The organism is Bombella sp. ESL0380, assembly GCF_009725805.1.
Lineage (GTDB): Bacteria > Pseudomonadota > Alphaproteobacteria > Acetobacterales > Acetobacteraceae > Bombella > Bombella apis.
On the sequence record NZ_WNIH01000004.1, the window covers coordinates 86554 to 103562 of the forward strand.

Below are 17009 nucleotides of genomic sequence, written 5' to 3' on the forward strand. Positions count from 1 at the left end.
GACAATACCCCTGTCGCTGCGAAGCGCTGGCAGATGATGGAAATCTGCCAGCATCCGCCTCTTTCAGTCCGCCTGTTTTTCTTCCTCAGCCTGCTGGCCATGAACATAGACAGGCTCTGCACGGCCTTCCGCCACATCCCGGGTGACGACAACCTTGTCGACATTCTTCCGGCCTGGAAGGTCAAACATCGTTTCCATCAGGATTTTTTCCATGATGGAACGCAGACCCCGGGCCCCGGTCTGCCGCTCGATGGCACGGGCAGCAATCCCCTTGATGGCCTCTTCCTCAAACTCCAGCTCCACCCCTTCCATCTGGAAGAGACGCTGATACTGCTTGACCAGAGCATTTTTCGGCTCTGTCAGAATCTGGACGAGAGCGGCCTCATCAAGGTCATTCAGCGTGGCGATGACCGGCAGACGACCAATGAATTCCGGAATCAGGCCGTATTTCATGAGGTCTTCCGGCTCGATATCCTTGAGGATATCTCCCAGCTTGCGGTCATCCTCGGAGCGCACATCCGCCCCGAAACCAATGCCACTGCCCTTGCCACGGGCACTGATGACCTTGTCCAGCCCGGCAAAGGCCCCGCCACAGATGAAGAGCATGTTGGTCGTATCGACCTGCACGAACTCCTGCTGCGGATGCTTGCGCCCTCCCTGCGGAGGAACGGAGGCCACCGTGCCTTCCATCAGCTTCAGCAGAGCCTGCTGCACGCCTTCACCAGAGACATCCCGGGTGATGGACGGATTCTCCGCCTTGCGGGAAATCTTGTCGATCTCATCAATATAGACAATGCCACGCTGGGCACGTTCAACATTATAGTCACAGGCCTGAAGCAGCTTGAGGATGATGTTCTCAACATCCTCTCCCACATAGCCAGCTTCTGTCAGTGTCGTGGCATCGGCCATGGTGAAGGGAACGTCCAGAATGCGGGCCAGTGTCTGGGCCAGCAGGGTCTTCCCCGTTCCCGTCGGACCGATCAGCATGATGTTGGCCTTGCCGATCTCGACATCACCAGCCTTTTCGGACTGCTCCAGCCGCTTGTAATGATTATGCACCGCCACCGAAAGCACCTTCTTGGCTTCACTCTGGCCAATGACATAATCATTGAGTATCTGGCAGATTTCCCGTGGAGTTGGCACCCCTTCACCACTGGTCACAGGGCCTGTGTTCCGCTCCTCACGGATGATGTCCGTGCACAGTTCAACACATTCATTACAGATGAATACGGTTGGCCCGGCAATGAGTTTCTTCACCTCATGCTGGGATTTCCCACAGAATGAACAATAAAGCGTATTCTTTGAATCGCTATCTTTTCCGCTCATTACAGCTCCTCAAACCCGTATGGGAGACGGGTATGTTCAGACCCCTGAATGCCCTGTTCAACAATCAGATCAGGCCCTTTTCTTCTCCGCGGGATGACGTGTCACAACCTCATCCACCAGCCCGAACTCCTTGGCCTCCGCAGCAGAGAGATAACGGTCACGCTCCAGCGCCTCCTCGATTTCCTCCAGCGCACGCCCTGTATGCTCACGGTAGATCTCATTCAGCCGGCGACGGATATGCAGGATTTCACGGGCCTGAATTTCGATGTCCGAAGCCTGCCCCTGCGCTCCACCGGAAGGCTGGTGGACCATGACACGGGCATTGGGCAGGCAGAAACGGCGGCCCGCCTCACCGGCAGCCAACAACAGTGACCCCATGGACGCTGCCTGACCGATACAGACCGTGCTGACCGGTGAACGGATATACTGCATGGTGTCGTACATCGCCAGACCGGCAGAGACGACCCCACCAGGGCTGTTGATATAGAAAGAGATTTCCTTGGTCGGGCTGACACTCTCAAGATAGAGCAGCTGCGCACAGATCAGAGACGAGACCTGGTCATAGACCGGGCCTGTCAGAAAAATGATACGCTCCTGCAAAAGCCGGGAATAAATGTCGAAAGAGCGCTCACCCCTTGAGGTCTGCTCCACCACCATTGGAACAAGAGTGTTATTGAACACGTCCAGAGGATTACGGTCTTCAATGCCCATAGGTATTTTCCTTTACAACTCCCCCTAGCCTAGCACACCCTCTTTGCCCGTGTCTTCGCACAGAATGGACTAATATCAGAGGAATCTTCCTGCCAAGAGCAAAAAAAAGGGGCAGCGGCTGCTGCCCCTTCCTTCCTCAGATGCAGCAATCAGTCAGCATCCGGAATGTTGGCCAGTTCCTCTGCCGTCACTTCCTTGTCGGTCACTTCAGCCAGCTCGATCAGATAATCGACGACCTTATCCTCAAGGATTGGCCCGCGCAGGGTATCGATGGCCTGAGGATTCTTCGTAAAGAACTCGAACACGGCCTGCTCCTGCCCCGGGTACCGGCGAGCCTCCTGCTGCATGGCAGAGAGCAGCTCTTCCTGCGAGACCTGGATGTCCTGCTTGCGGCCAAGCTCGGCCAGAAGCAGACCCAGCTTCACACGGCGCTCGGCAATCCTGCGATAGTCGGCCCGCAGGGTTTCCTCATCCTTGGCAGCATCCTTCTCATCAAGGCTGCCATTCTTGCGCTCAGCCTCGATACGGCTCCAGATCTGGCCAAACTCGGCATCCACCATGCTCTGCGGTGCCTCAAAGTCAACCTTCTCGGACAGGATGTCCAGCAGGTCCCGCTTGATGCGCATACGGGAAAGCTGCTTGTACTCGCCCTCTGCCTGCTCGGCAATCAGCTTGCGCATCTGCTCGACGCTCTCCAGCCCCAGAGACTTGGCAAACTCATCATCAATCGTCGGATCGACCGGCTTCTTCAGCGCATTGGCCTTGATCTCGAATGTAGCCTCCTGACCGGCGAGCTCCTTGGCCTGGTAATTCTCCGGGAAGGTCACCGTGATCGTGCGTTCCTCACCCGGCTTCATGCCTTCCATCTGCTCGGCAAAACCGGGGATGAAACCAGCACCGCCAATCTCGACATTGACATCCTCGGCCGTGCCACCATCAAACGGCACGCCATCCTTCTTGCCAACGAAATTGACGTTCAGCACATCACCCTTGCCAGCCGGACGGTTCTCATCCACCGTCTCGAACTTGCGGTTGCGCTGGGCAACCTCGGCCAGAGCCTTGTCCACAACCTCATCAGCAACCTTGGCACTGTAGCGGGTCAGCTTCGTGCCTGCCATGTCCGGGGTCGGGATTTCCGGCAGGATTTCCATCTCCAGCGTGAATTCGAAGGGCTTGCCCTCAGTTCCACCAGAAACGATCTCAACCTTCGGCTGCATGGCCGGGCGGATGTCACGCTCTTCCAGCAGGGACTTCACGCTCTCCTGCACCAGCTTTTCCGTCACTTCCGCCTGGACGGATTCACCAAAGCGCTGCTTGACGACGGAGGCCGGAACCTTGCCCGGGCGGAAGCCGGGAAGCTTCACATCACGAGCCACTTCAGCCAGACGGGCATCGCAACGGCCCTGCAGGTCAGCAGCGGGAATAACTACGGTGAAGGACCGCTTCAGGCCTTCGGTGAGTGTGGGCGTAACCTGCATGAAACCGCTATTCCTTCTCTATGACAAGGGGATCATCGACATTGTTGTACTCAGGAGGAGACTGCCTTGGTGCGGGCGGAGGGACTTGAACCCCCACAGCTTGCGCCACCAGAACCTAAATCTGGCGTGTCTACCAATTTCACCACGCCCGCATGAACCATACGACCTGTTCTCCAGCATCCGCACCCCCCTGACAGGCAGGCACGGACCCTTCATCAGTCTGCGGATTTAGCGCATGAGACAGGCATCGGCAAGGGTTTCTCTTTGCAAAGATGTCATTTCTGCCATGGGCGGTCCTGTTATTCTGCCCTCACGCACACACTGTCCCCTTCAGGCCTCTTGGAAGCCGCATGCCGGGCCGCCCCCAGCTCTCCAAAAAGGTCTTCCGGTACGATCCAGCCTGCTTTCCTGCGGGCAGCACGCCGTCCTGCCTCACCATGAACCCAGACAGCCGCCGCAGCAGCCTCCCAGGCGGGCAGCCCTGCGGCAAGAAAGGCCCCGACAAGCCCACTCAGCACATCCCCTGCCCCGGCAATGGCCAGAGCTGGCGTGGCGTGGACGTTGATGGACGAACGGCCATCCGGAGCCGCAATGACCGTATCAGCTCCCTTCAGAACAACCACGACACCCAACCGGGCTGCAGCCCGCCGTGCGGCCTCCAGACGGCTCCCCTCCACCTGCCCGAAAAGGCGGGAAAACTCACCCATGTGCGGCGTCATGACGGAAACCCCCTTCAGTCGCTCGGGGTGCCCGGCCGCCCATGACAGCGCACCGGCATCAGCCACGATTGTTCGACCAGACTTCTGAAGGCATGGCAGTGTCCGCTCCACCTCCTCCAGACACAGGCCGGGGCCACAGACCCAGACGTGCCGGCGCTCATCCTCCAGCGCCTGCTCCATGGGCTGTGCATCCACAATAGCAGCCGGTGAAGCGAGTCGGTACAGCGTGGCAGCCTCGGCTGGCACCGTAAGGCGGACAAGCCCGGCACCGACATGTCGGGCTGCCTCGAACGCAAACAAGGCGGCACCGTGCATGGCAGCACCACCACAGATGCTTACCACGCCCCGTCTGTATTTGTGGTCCCCAGGCCTCTGCGCCGGGAGCCGCCATAAACCCGGTGCATTCTCCCACAGCCGGACACTCTCCATCTGGATCATGGCAGCGGCAGGCGCCGCCAGATCGACGCAGACAACCTCACCACAGAGCGACCGCCCTGGTTCCAGCAGATGGCCCGGCCTTTTGCGGATCAGGGCAATGGTCATCCGGCAGGCTGCCACACGCCCCGAACACGCCCCTGTAGCGCCGTCCAGACCAGATGGAACGTCAATGGCAATGATCTGCCGTGCCGCAGCAAAGAAATCTTCGACACATTCCGGCAGGGACCGGTTCATGCCAGCACCGAATACGGCATCAATCACCAGATCAGCCCGTCGGGCCTCTTCCTGCGTGAAAGCCACTACCGGCCCATGCCAGCGCTTTGCCATCCTGTCAGCCAGACTGTCAGGCTCAGGCGGATGCAGCACCGCCACGGACACAGGCCAGCCACGCTCGGCCAGATGACGGGCCAGCACATGGCCATCGCCCCCATTGTTCCCTGGCCCACAGGCCACCAGAACCCGGCAGGGCCGGACATGCTGGCAGACAGCCCGGGCAGCCATCATGCCAGCTCTCTCCATGATTACAGGCAGAGTCGATGCCATGGCATGATCCATCCGCCGTGTATCCTCAGGAGCCAGAAGAACCTGCGACAGGGCTTCCTGATACGGAAAACAGGACATAATGGAATCTTCCCTCTATAAGACGTGGCCAATCACTCAGTTACACGTTACGGATTGACCATGACCAGTTCCATTCTCTGGGGGCTCATCCTCGCCCTGCATCTCCTCTGCATCACCTACTGGGTCGGTGGCGCCATCTTCTGCCTCCAGTCCCGCCGCAGCGTCCGCCTGCTGGAAGCACAGCAGGCCAACACGGTTCTGCTTCAGACCTATGGCCGTTATCTCAAGGCGCTCTGCCACGTCGTCCCTGTGGCTGTCCTCAGCGGAATCGCCCTCATCATCCATGCAGGCGCCTATCTGCCTTGGCCGTTCCACCTCATGGCCTTCTGCGGGCTGGTGATGATCGTCATTTTCCTGAGCATGCTTTTCGGCCCACTGCGGGCAGCACGGCGTGCCATCCGCCCTCAGCCGCAGCTTTTCAGCTCCCTGCATCGGCGGGCAGCCCTCATGGCGCTGGCAGGCATCATCGCCATCATCGCCGGTGCTCTTGGTGGCGGCGCCTGACATCCAGCTCTCTTCACTGTGAGCGACCGCCTATTACCTTGCCAAAAACGGCATTTGACGATAACGGATATTAACGAACCGGAGAGGCTGATACCCTTCCTCTCCGGTTGCCTTTCATCTGCCCGACAGGCTGCCGGGCAGCCTGCCCTGTAACAGAAACATTCCGAGAGTCATTTGAGCAGTAAACCATCCTCTGGTCCGTCCAAGACCCGCAGCAGCACCAGCCGCGTGCGGAAAACGTCCACTCCCCGCACGAAGACACCCCGCACCGGGACAGAAACCGGGACGGAACAGCCAGCGGACGATACTGTGCAGGATGACACCACCACTGCCGCCCGCAAGCCAGCCACGCGACGCCGCAGCACGACAGCCGGTACCAGGAAGAAAGCCACGACTCCAGCCGCCACGGCTGCTGATGAGACAGCCCCGGCTGCTGAAGCTGCGGAGCCTGCCGAGAAACCCAAGCGCACGACGCGCCGCCGCAGCGTGAAACCCACGCCAGAAGATGCTCCCTCCCCAGATGAGGCGACAGAAAGCAGCGCCTCCACTCCGGCAAAGAAAACGGTAAAGCGCACCCGCCGCAAGGCTGCCACTGCTGAGGAAGCATCTGCCCCGGCAGACCCCACAGCAGCTGCCGGGAGTGAGGAAGCTCCCCCCGCACGCAAACGCAGGGCGACTACCCGCACCAGAAAAACAGCCGAAACAGAAACTGCCAAAGCCGACGTCCCGGAAAAAAAACCGGCAACGCCTCGCACACGCCGCAAAAAGACGGCCGAAGCCACACCGGCCACGGAAACCGTGGACGACCACGAAGAGTCGGCTACCCCTCCAACACGCCGCCCTTCCACCCGTCGGAAAGCTGCTGAAGAAACGGTCGAAACCACGGCAGGCAGCGCCGCACCAGCCGGAACGGAAGACAAGGCATCCGCCACACCAGCCAAGCCTCGCCGGAAAAGAGCAAAGAAGGCTGAAGCAGAAACGGCTGAGCCGCAGGCAGAAAAACCAGCTGAGGGAACACCCACCGAGACCGGCTCGGAAAGCCGTATCCTCTTCAGCGATCTTGGTCTTTCCGAACCGATCCTCCGGGCCGTGGAGGAAATGGGCTATACTCATCCCACGCCCATCCAGGCACAGGCCGTGCCAGAGATTCTGACCGGGCGTGACGTCCTTGGCGTGGCGCAGACTGGCACCGGCAAGACGGCCTCCTTCACCCTGCCGATGCTGGAGAAGCTCTCCAAATCCCGAGCCCGGGCCAGGATGCCCCGTTCGCTCATTCTGGAACCCACCCGTGAGCTTGCCCTCCAGGTTGCCGAGAACTTCAAGCAGTACGGGGCGCATCTGCGCCTCACCCACGCTCTGCTGATCGGTGGCGGCAAGATGAACGAGCAAAAGGAACTGCTCAACCGTGGCGTGGACGTCCTCATCGCCACCCCGGGGCGGCTGCTCGACATGTTCGAACGGGGCGGACTACTGATGACGCAGACTGACCTTCTCGTCATTGATGAGGCCGACCGTATGCTGGACATGGGCTTCATTCCCGATATTGAGCGCATCGTGAGCCTGCTGCCCAGACGGCGCCAGACCCTTTTCTTCTCCGCCACCATGGCTCCGGAGATCCGCCGTCTGGCCGACAATTTCCTGAACAGTCCCAAGGAAATCACCGTCGCCCGCCAGTCCTCCGTTGCCAGCACCATTACCGAGGGCCTGCTGGTCGTGGAGAAGAAGGACAAGAGCCGTGCCCTCTGCGCCCTGCTGCGGCAGGATGACGTGCAGAACGCCATCATCTTCTGCAACCGCAAGCGTGACGTGGACACACTGGAACGCCATCTGACACGGCAGAAATTCTCTGTCGGCCACCTGCATGGCGACCTGACGCAGGACCTGCGTTTCGAAACCCTTGAGCGCTTCCGCACAGGTGATCTCCAGATTCTCGTCTGCTCCGACGTGGCGGCCCGTGGCATTGACATTGGCGGGCTGTCCCATGTCTTCAACTATGACCTGCCTTTCAATGCGGAAGATTACGTCCACCGTATTGGCCGCACGGGCCGTGCCGGCAAGGAAGGCAAGGCCTACAGTCTGGCCACACCTGATGAGCAGAAGCTGCTCGAGGCCGTCGAGAGCCTGACGGGCAAGACGATCGAGCCGCTGACTGTAAAAGGCTTCCGCCATCTTGAATGGCGTGGAGAGGAGGATGCCTCCCCTGCCTCCGCCAAGGATGAGAGCAAGGGTCAGCAGCGGAATGGCAGAAACAGGAAAACTGCCGAACCGAAGCAGGAAGACCGTCCGGCCCGCAAGAAGCAGCCGGAGCGTGATCCTCTGCCGGAAGCCCGCAAGCATGACCACAAGCGGTCCGGCCGAGCCGAACTGCTGCCGCCCGTACCGGAAAAGAACGGGATGCAGGATGGCTTTGGCGAGAATGTACCTGCTTTCATGAAGGTCAGCTTCCTGCCGGAACCACGTGATCCGTCCGACTCATGATGGAAACGTCCACGCAGATTCACGCCACTGTCGAACAGCTCGGCCGTTCGGGAGGCGGGATGGTGCGTCATGAGGGGCGGGCCTGGTACATTCCCGGAACCCTGCCGGGCGAGCAACTGCATCTGCGATTCCATGACGGCGAAGCGGAACTTCTGGAGCGGGAAAGCACATCCCCCCATCGGGTAGAAGCGCCCTGCTCCCTGTCCGACCTCTGCGGCGGCTGTGCCCTCCAGCACATGGACCAGACCGCCCTGCTGGAGTGGAAAAAGGATCAGGTCCAGCGTGCCCTGAACAGAAGCGGCTTTACGGACCTGCCAGAACCTGCCCTGTACCAGACGCCCCCTCACAGCCGCCAGCGGCTGGACGTAGCCCTGCAAAGGGTACCGGGGGGCATCATTCTCGGGCTACATCAACGGGGTGGTGACCCGGTGGACATGACGGAATGTCCCCTCATCCGCCCGGAACTGCTGAAGCTGCTTCCTCCACTCCGTGAGTGCCTCTCCTCCCTTGGTGCCCTGACAGGGCGTGGCAATCTGGCCATCAACCTTCTGGACAGCGGCCCGGACCTGACGCTGGAGACACCCGCTCCCCTGAGCGGTTCTGACAGGGAAAAACTGGCCGCTTTTGCACGGGACCATGGGATTCCACGCATCACATGGCGTCCGGCTCCCGGCAGGATGATGGAAACGGCTGCACAGACGGGGCCGGTCTTCCATCATTTTGGCGGTGTCAGGGTCTCACCCCCACCAGCCAGTTTTCTTCAGGCCAGTCAGGAAGGTGAGCAGGCCATCCGTGAAGCCGTTCTTGCCGGTCTGCCGCCGCTGAACCGGAAGGACCGGATCATCGAGCTGTATGCTGGATGCGGAACCCTGACCTTCCCGCTGGCCCAGCACGGTTTCGTGCAGGCCTATGAGGGCGACAGGGCGGCTATCGCCTCCCTCCGTGCCGCTACCCATGGCAGCCGTGCAGAAGGCTCCGAGCGGGACCTGAATCGCCAGCCCCTCCTGCCGCCTGAACTGAATCAGGCCCGTGTTGTCGTGCTGGACCCGCCCTATGCTGGCTCAGGCAAGCAGCTGGCCTCCCTTCTGCGCTCCAAAGTGCAGGATGTGGTCTATGTCAGCTGCAATCCAGCTGCGCTGGAAAAAGAACTCCCCGCCCTGAAGCAGGCCGGTTTTGCCGTGCTGTCATGGACCGTGATCGACCAGTTTCTCTGGTCCACGGATGTCGAGACCGTGCTGGTTCTTTCCAGAGATCCGAAACGCATCCGCAAGGCCGAAAAAAAGCGGAAGGGATAACCTCCCTCCCGCTTCATCACATTGCGCCTGCTTCCACCATCAGACGTGGAAACTCTCCCCGCAGCCACAGCGGCCCTTCTCATTGGGGTTGGTGAAGGTGAAGCCTGATTCCAGCTCCTTCACCTCATAATCCATGACCGTGCCGATCAGGAAGAGCGTCGCCTTGCTGTCCACCAGCAGGGTCAGCCCATGATCCTCGATCCGCTCATCCCCTTTCTGGACTTCCGGCACGAAATTCATCTCGTAAGACATGCCTGAACAGCCACGCTTGCCCACGCTGATGCGCAGGAACTTTCCCTTCTCGGCTCCCTCATACAGGGTCTTCAGGCGGGCGGCGGCCCGGTCTGTCATGGTCATCAGGGGTGGCAGGCTGCGTTTGGGGGCAGTATCTGTCATGAGGGTACCCTCCCGATCTTCAGTTTCCAGCGTGTTCATTCAGGATCAGAACATGTTCAGGGCAAGACGGGCATTGTCGCTCATCCGACTCATGTCCCACGGCGGATCCCAGACCACCTTGACGGTCACTTCCCGCACGGTCGGAACGGACAGCACGGCATAGCGCACCATCTGGGGCAGCTCCTGCGCACTCGGGCAGTTCGGGGCCGTGAGGGACATCTCAATATCCACACGCCCGTCATCATGCAGGTCGATGGCGTAGATCAGCCCCAGCTCGTAGACGTTGACCGGAATCTCCGGGTCAAAGACGGTCTCGATGGCGGCGATGACCTCATCCTGCTGTGGCGGCGCATCCACGGGGGGAGGAACAAGCTCCTCCTGCCCCGCATAGGCCTGCTCCCGTGTCGGAACAGACGGCCCGGCGGGAACGTTCTCTTCCACAGCGGAAGAAACCGCCTCATCTCTGCTCTTCAGCTCGTCTGTTTCTGTCATGACATCCTCACGCAAGTAAGGCACGCGCACGCTCAATGCCGTAGGCCAGAGCGTCTATCTCGTCACGTGTCGTATAAATGGCAAAACTGGCTCTGGCGGTTGCCTGCACGCCCAGCTCCTGCATCAGCGGTTCAGCACAATGCTGCCCGGCCCGGATGGCAATGCCCTGCTGATCCAGCAGCACGGCAAGATCATGCGGGTGTGCCCCCTCCACCTGAAGTGAGAAGACACCGCCCCGCTCCACCGGGTTTCCCATGATGCTCACACCATCCGTCTTTTCAAGCACCTTCTGGGCATAAGAGACCAGATCACGCTCATGTGCTTCAATCACGTCTGCCCCCAGCTCCTCCACGAAACGGATGGCGGCTCCCAGACCCAGCACTTCCAGAATGGCGGGCGTGCCAGCCTCGAATTTGTGCGGCGCATCGGCCCAGCTTGCCTTCTCGAACGAGACGGAGCGGATCATGTCCCCTCCACCCAGAAAAGGCGGCATCTCCTCCAGCAGGGGCAGCCTGCCCCAGAGGATGCCGACACCCGTAGGCCCATAAAGCTTGTGGCCGGTAAAGACGAAGAAATCCGCCCCCAGAGCCTGCACGTCCACCCTGCGGTGGACGATGGACTGGGAGCCATCCACGATGACTTTCGCCCCGTGCCTGTGGGCCAGCTCCGCCAGCTTTTTCACGGGCGTGATGGTCCCCAGCACGTTGGACATGTGCGTGACGGAAACCAGCGCAACACGGCCATCACCCAGCAGCTCTTCATAAGCGGCAAGATCGATGTCCCCATCCGCATTGATGGGGGCCACACGCAGCTCGATGCCCAGCCTGTCCCGCAGCATGAGCCACGGCACGATGTTGGCATGGTGCTCCAGAGCGGAGATCAGCACGGCCTGACCGGGCCTAAGCTGGCTGCCCAGCGAATGGGCCAGCAGATTGAGGCCCTCCGTGCTGTTCTTGGTAAACACGATCTCCCGCCGGTCCGCCGCATTGAGGAACCGGGCCACATCATCACGCACGGCTTCATAAGCCTGCGTGGTCCGTTCGCTCATGTCATACAGACCACGATGGATATTGGCGTAACAGTGCCGTGCCGCTTCGCTCATCGCCTCGATGACACAGTCCGGCTTCTGGGCAGAGGCTGCGCTGTCCAGAAAGACCAGCGGACGGCCATGAGCCGTTTCGGACAGGATGGGGAAGCGGGCACGCACGTTATCAGACATGGCCGGGCAACGCTTTCAGCAGATAGTCCCGCAGGCTTTCATGCTCCACCAGTTCCACCGTTTCCAGAAGGAAGGCCTGAACCAGCATGTCACGGGCCTGCTCCTCCTGGACCCCACGGGAGCGGAGATAGAAAAGCTGGTCTTCATCCAGCGCACCGACGGTCGCACCGTGGCTGCACTTGACGTCATCAGCGTAAATCTCAAGCTCCGGCTTGCTGTTCATCTGTGCCTTTTCGGACAGGAGCAGGGCCTGGTTCATCTGGTAGCCATCAGTCTTCTGGGCGATCCGGTCCACCAGAATCTTCCCCTGGAAGACACCCTGTCCGTTTTCCGACAGCACGCTCCGCACCGTCTGGCGGGACGTGCAGTCCGGTGACGCATGATGGATCATGGAAGACAGGTCATTCAGCCGGGCACCATCGACAAGCTGGATCGCATTGACGTTCGTGTTGCTGAACGGGCCAGACAGCTGGGTGACGACTTCCTGACGGGCCAGCACGCCCCCCTGATTGAGCGTGAAGCTGTCATAATTGCCACGCTCACCCACACGGGCCCCGACAATGGCCAGACGGGCGGCCTCATGGCTTTCAGCCTGCTGCGTGATGTGGCTGAGATGCGCCTTGTCCGCACAATGGACATCCACCTGCGGATTGGTCAGATACTGCCCCGTGCCAAGCTGGACATCCAGCAGGGTCAGCTGCGCCCCCTCATCCAGCGTGACACTGTGATGAAGATGGGTGGACACGCCATCCCCTTCCGTCAGGCTGACCATGACGATCAGCCCGGCATCCGTCCCGGCCGGAACATGAAGCCGTGCCCCCGGCTGACGGAGGGCCGCATTCAGACCGGCAGAGAAACGCCCCGCCAGCAGCGGCTGCACGGCAGAACCGTCACCATATTCCTGCACGTCCATGCAGTCTGGCAGGTGGGACAGCTCCTTGCAGAACCGGCCATTGGCAAAGACCAGCAGGCCATCATGCTCTGGCAGGTTCAGGCCTTCCACACGCTGCTTCACGGTGGCGGCTTCAAGGGCTGGAGCCTCCTGCCAGGCAATCCCGTTCAGGGACTGGAGTGGCGTGTAATGCCATGCCTCCACCCGACGTGTTGGCAGCCCTTCCGCTCCCAGCAGGGCTGCACGCTCTCCGGCACGCCCCGTCAGGGCCTGCCAGGCTGCTGCACTGTTCTCACTCACGCTGCCGCCTCAAGAAACTGTTTGTAGCCCTGTTTTTCCAGCAGTGTTGCCACTTCCGGGCCGCCACTATGGATGATGCGTCCGTGCGCCATGACATGCACACGGTCCGGCACGATATATTCCAGCAGACGCTGGTGATGGGTAATCACCAGTGATGAGAAGTCCGGCCCACGCAGAGAGTTCACACCCTCCGCCACGATACGCAGCGCATCGATGTCCAGCCCGCTGTCCGTCTCGTCCAGAATGGCCAGAGAAGGCTTGAGCAGGCGCATCTGGAGCACCTCGTTGCGCTTCTTCTCACCACCGGAGAAGCCGACATTCACGGCCCGCTTGAGCATCTCGCCGGACATGGAAAGGCGGCTGGTTTCCTCCCGTGCCAGCTTGAGGAAGGACACGGCATCCAGCTCCTCCTCACCACGGGCCTTGCGCACGGCGTTTACTGCCGTCCGCAGGAAGTTGGCGTTGTTGACACCGGGCAGTTCCACCGGGGACTGGAAGGCCAGAAACACACCCAGTGCCGCACGTTCTTCCGGCTCCAGCTCCAGCAGGTCCTGCCCCTTGAAATGGGCGGAGCCACCTGTCACCTCGTAATCCTCACGCCCCGCCAGAACATAGGAGAGCGTGGACTTGCCAGAACCGTTCGGCCCCATGATGGCGTGAACCTCTCCCTTGGGGATCGTGAGGTCCAGACCCTTCAGAATTTCCTTGGGGGTGCCGTCAGCATCGATCTGGGCCTTCAGCCCCTCAATCTTCAGAAAATCACTCATAGCTCAACCAACGCTCCCTTCCAGGCTGATCTGAAGCAGCTTCTGTGCTTCCACAGCAAATTCCATCGGAAGTTCCTTGAGGACTTCCCGGCAGAAACCGTTCACGATCAGGCCAACGGCTTCTTCTTCTGAAAAACCACGGGACCGGCAGTAGAAGAGCTGGTCCTCGGAAATCTTGGATGTCGTCGCCTCATGCTCGATGCGCGCACTCATGTTGCGGCTCTCGATGTAAGGCACCGTATGGGCACCGCACTGGTCACCGATCAGCAGGCTGTCACACTGCGTGAAGTTCCGACCGTTGCGAGCCTTGGGCTGCATCCGGACAAGCCCACGATAGGTGCTGTCCGACTGTCCGGCGGATATGGTCTTCGCCACGATGGTGGACCGTGTATCCGGGGCGAGATGGATCATCTTCGTACCCGTATCGGCCTGCTGATGTCCATTCGTCACCGCAACGGAATAGAACTCACCGACAGAACCCTTCCCCGCCAGAATGCAGGACGGATACTTCCACGTGATGGCAGAACCGGTTTCGACCTGTGTCCATGAGATGCGGGCACGATCACCTTTGCAGATGCCCCGCTTGGTCACGAAGTTGTAGATGCCGCCCTTGCCGTTCTCATCCCCCGGGTACCAGTTCTGCACCGTGGAATATTTGATGAAGGCATCTTCCATCGCCACCAGCTCGACCACGGCGGCATGAAGCTGGTTCTCATCACGCTGCGGGGCCGTGCAGCCTTCCAGATAGGAAACAGTGGCCTGGTCCTCGGCAATGATCAGCGTCCGCTCAAACTGCCCCGTATTGCGGGCATTGATGCGGAAATAGGTGGACAGCTCCATCGGGCAACGCACCCCCTTGGGCACGTACACGAAGGAACCATCGGTAAAGACGGCCGAGTTCAGGGCCGAGAAGAAATTGTCCGCCACTGGCACGACCGTGCCCAGGTATTTCTTCACCAGCTCGGGATGCTCGATGATGGCTTCGGAAATCGGGCAGAAAATCACCCCGGCCTCTGCCAGGGTCTTGCGGAAGGTCGTGGCCACGGACACGCTGTCAAACACCGCATCAACAGCAACGGGTGTCTTCTGCCCTGCCCCTTCCACGCCGGCCAGCATTTCCTGCTCATGCAGGGGGATGCCGAGCTTCTCATATGTCCTGAGCAGTTCGGGATCGACCTCATCAAGGCTCTTCGGGCCTGATTTCTTCTTCGGCTGGGCGAAGTAATGGGCGTCCTGATAGTCGATCGGCGGATGCTTGATCTTCGCCCAGTCCGGTTCGCTCATGTCCTGCCAGGCACGGAAGGCCTTCAGCCGCCAGTCCAGCATCCACTGCGGCTCTTTCTTGCGGGCAGAAATCAGCCGGACGATGTCCTCATTCAGCCCCTTCGGGGCGAGGTCCATCTCCACATTGGTCTCAAAGCCCCATTCGTAATTGGACTTTGCCAGTTTCTCGACCGCTTCACGGGTTTCTGACACAGCCGGCATGACATTCTCCCTGTTCCTCAGGCCTATGCATTGTCGCTTCCACCGATGTGGCAGAGGACGGATCGAATTTCAGATCGGGGTTGGCCATATCGGCCAGAGTGATGGTCTCCAGGGCCTGCCGGACCGCTGCATTGACCATATCCCACTGCCCGGACAGACCGCAGGTCTCACCATGTGCACATTCCTTGCCATCACAGCAGGCTGTCACGCAGATGGGACCATCCACCACGCTGATGACCCGGGCCACGGAGATGTCGGCCAGCTCCTCGGCCAAGCGATAGCCGCCCCGGGCACCACGGAAAGAGACAACCAGCCCACCTGCTGCCAGCCCTTTCAACAGTTTGGCAACTGTTGGCTCTGGCACCCCCGTCTCCTGCGCCAGAGAGGCCGCCGTGGCCAGATCACCACGCACACCAAGACGCACGAGAACAACGGTCGCATAATCAGCCAGTTTGGACAGTCTCAGCACAATGAAAAACCTACATCCTATATCAATGATTCTCTATTTAAGACCCAACAGGTCCCCATTCAAGGGAGTGACCCATATTTTCCCGATGGTCAAGCCTTATGTGCCGCCAGGATAAAGCGTTTTTCATATTTTGTTAAAAAATACCCAATCACGGAACAAGACAGACAAGCAGCCCCTCCAGCACGGCACCTATCACAAAGCCGACGACAGTGCCATTGACACGAATATAGGCCAGATCTTTCCCGATACCAGCCTCCAGCCGGGCTGACAGGCTCTTGGCATCCCAGCGTCCGATAACACGGGCAATCATCCCCGCTACATTCTTCCGCATCTGCGGCAGGGATTTCACGATAGCCTGCCGGACCGCCCTGTCCAGCTGGCTGGCCAGGTCTGTCCTTTGCAGGAGCGTCCCCGTCAGCTGCTGGTAGGCAGTCCGCAGTGCCTGCGTACTCAACCCATCATCCCGCCGACTATCTTCCTCCACCATCAGGCAGAGCCGCCGCCACAAACCGCCACCCCATTCCTTCACACTCTCGTGTGCGAAAAAAGACGTGATGCTGCCCATGAGCTGACGGGCGCTCTCCGGGTCATCGTCCAGATCCTGGATTTTCCGTTTTACCCAGCGTGTAAACCCATGCCGGATATCGGAATCCATGGGGTCCACCCGGCCCAGCTCCGCCTTCAGGGCTGTCAGCACCTGCGTGGCCACCGAGGCCCCGATGGCCCAGCCAACCAGCCGCCCCCCCTGCTCACGCACCCGCCTCTCCACAAACCGGTGCAGGTCATCCTCCTTCGTGCTGACCAACTCCTTGAACTGCGCCAGAAAGAAAGAAAAGACTTCCTGATGGATATCCTCATCCACCATGGCTCTCAGGGCACGGATGACAAGTGCCGTAACGTCATCCCTTTTCATTAGGGTCGGAAAGAGGGTGACCAGAAAAGAGCCTCCCCGTCCATCTCCGATGCGCTCCAGCACCGCCGGGGCCAGACCACGAAGGTGACGCAGCAGAACCTCTTCCGTCTCCTTTTTCTGAAGAAGACGGGCCAAGGCCGCTGGCAGATCGGCACCTTCCAGCAGGCGCAGCATTTCTTCTTCTGTCAGGAAATGCTCAGCCATGAAACGGCCCAGCGCATCCCCCAGCTGGGCCTTCCTCTGTGGCAGGATGGCCGTATGCGGTATGGGAAGCCCAAGAGGATGCCGGAACAGGGCCGTAACGGCAAACCAGTCTGCAAGCCCCCCCACGACACCCGCCTGGCTGCCAGCCCGCAGCATTTCCAGCCAGAGTGAGGGGCCAAACAGCTTCTGCCAGACGCTCAGACGGCTGATGACAGCCAGCACGGACGTCCCCACCAGCAACAGGCCTGCCCAGAGAGAGACCCCGTTTTTCCTCACCGGAAGAAACATGACGATGGACTGCC

At 60.2% G+C, this 17009-nt stretch carries 15 protein-coding genes and 1 tRNA gene; 3 read left to right on the top strand and 13 right to left on the bottom strand.

Annotated features, from left to right (window positions below; translation table 11 throughout):
• Positions 1–63 precede the first annotated feature (63 nt).
• The 5 genes from clpX to GM608_RS05050 all read right to left on the bottom strand — a co-directional run bounded on the left by clpX (position 64) and on the right by GM608_RS05050 (position 5293).
• The gene (gene clpX / locus GM608_RS05030) at positions 64–1326 is read right to left on the bottom strand and encodes an ATP-dependent Clp protease ATP-binding subunit ClpX (RefSeq protein ID WP_043559908.1); all 1263 of its coding nucleotides are present in this window, start codon (positions 1324–1326) and stop codon (positions 64–66) included.
• 69 nt (positions 1327–1395) lie between these two features.
• Complete coding sequence (locus GM608_RS05035) at positions 1396–2037, bottom strand: ATP-dependent Clp protease proteolytic subunit (RefSeq protein ID WP_043559905.1); 642 nt, start codon at positions 2035–2037, stop codon at positions 1396–1398.
• Between the two features lie 149 nt (positions 2038–2186).
• The gene (gene tig, locus GM608_RS05040) at positions 2187–3515 is read right to left on the bottom strand and encodes a trigger factor (RefSeq protein ID WP_043559902.1); all 1329 of its coding nucleotides are present in this window, start codon (positions 3513–3515) and stop codon (positions 2187–2189) included.
• Positions 3516–3582: 67 nt separating this feature from the next.
• Positions 3583–3667 (bottom strand) — tRNA-Leu (locus GM608_RS05045).
• A 147-nt stretch (positions 3668–3814) separates the two neighbouring features.
• On the bottom strand, positions 3815–5293 hold the full coding sequence (locus GM608_RS05050) for an NAD(P)H-hydrate dehydratase (protein ID WP_333645140.1): 1479 nt from the start codon (positions 5291–5293) through the stop codon (positions 3815–3817).
• Positions 5294–5353: 60 nt separating this feature from the next.
• Here GM608_RS05050 and GM608_RS05055 point away from each other — a divergent pair, with 60 nt between their 5' ends.
• The 3 genes from GM608_RS05055 (at position 5354) to GM608_RS05065 (ending at position 9570) form a co-directional block, all read left to right on the top strand.
• Complete coding sequence (locus GM608_RS05055) at positions 5354–5797, top strand: hypothetical protein (protein WP_043559900.1); 444 nt, start codon at positions 5354–5356, stop codon at positions 5795–5797.
• A 486-nt stretch (positions 5798–6283) separates the two neighbouring features.
• Positions 6284–8275 (top strand): DEAD/DEAH box helicase, encoded by a 1992-nt coding sequence (locus GM608_RS05060; protein WP_333645188.1) that lies wholly within the window; start codon positions 6284–6286, stop codon positions 8273–8275.
• On the top strand, positions 8272–9570 hold the full coding sequence (locus tag GM608_RS05065; RefSeq protein ID WP_333645141.1) for a class I SAM-dependent RNA methyltransferase: 1299 nt from the start codon (positions 8272–8274) through the stop codon (positions 9568–9570). The genes GM608_RS05060 and GM608_RS05065 overlap by 4 nt, the downstream gene beginning before the upstream one ends.
• 39 nt (positions 9571–9609) lie before the next feature.
• Here GM608_RS05065 and GM608_RS05070 read toward each other — a convergent pair whose 3' ends face one another.
• From GM608_RS05070 to GM608_RS05105, 8 genes are all read right to left on the bottom strand, one after another.
• Positions 9610–9966 (bottom strand): iron-sulfur cluster assembly accessory protein, encoded by a 357-nt coding sequence (locus tag GM608_RS05070; RefSeq protein WP_043561127.1) that lies wholly within the window; start codon positions 9964–9966, stop codon positions 9610–9612.
• Between the two features lie 45 nt (positions 9967–10011).
• Complete coding sequence (locus GM608_RS05075; RefSeq protein WP_081563230.1) at positions 10012–10458, bottom strand: SUF system Fe-S cluster assembly protein; 447 nt, start codon at positions 10456–10458, stop codon at positions 10012–10014.
• Positions 10459–10465: 7 nt separating this feature from the next.
• Positions 10466–11677, bottom strand: coding sequence for a cysteine desulfurase (locus GM608_RS05080; protein WP_333645142.1), 1212 nt, complete (start codon positions 11675–11677; stop codon positions 10466–10468).
• On the bottom strand, positions 11670–12869 hold the full coding sequence (gene sufD / locus GM608_RS05085) for a Fe-S cluster assembly protein SufD (protein ID WP_086431456.1): 1200 nt from the start codon (positions 12867–12869) through the stop codon (positions 11670–11672). The genes GM608_RS05080 and sufD overlap by 8 nt, the downstream gene beginning before the upstream one ends.
• Positions 12866–13636: a Fe-S cluster assembly ATPase SufC gene (sufC, locus tag GM608_RS05090; protein WP_043559896.1), complete on the bottom strand. Its 771-nt coding sequence runs from the start codon at positions 13634–13636 to the stop codon at positions 12866–12868. Before sufC ends, sufD begins: the two co-directional genes overlap by 4 nt.
• Positions 13637–13639: 3 nt before the next feature.
• Positions 13640–15121, bottom strand: a complete 1482-nt coding sequence (gene sufB / locus GM608_RS05095) for a Fe-S cluster assembly protein SufB (RefSeq protein WP_086441718.1) — start codon at positions 15119–15121, stop codon at positions 13640–13642.
• Positions 15096–15590 carry an SUF system Fe-S cluster assembly regulator gene (locus GM608_RS05100; RefSeq protein ID WP_081563234.1) on the bottom strand — a complete coding sequence of 165 codons (495 nt, stop codon included), beginning with the start codon at positions 15588–15590 and terminating at the stop codon, positions 15096–15098. Before GM608_RS05100 ends, sufB begins: the two co-directional genes overlap by 26 nt.
• Positions 15591–15738: 148 nt before the next feature.
• Complete coding sequence (locus GM608_RS05105) at positions 15739–16995, bottom strand: DUF445 domain-containing protein (RefSeq protein WP_333645143.1); 1257 nt, start codon at positions 16993–16995, stop codon at positions 15739–15741.
• Positions 16996–17009: the final 14 nt, after the last annotated feature.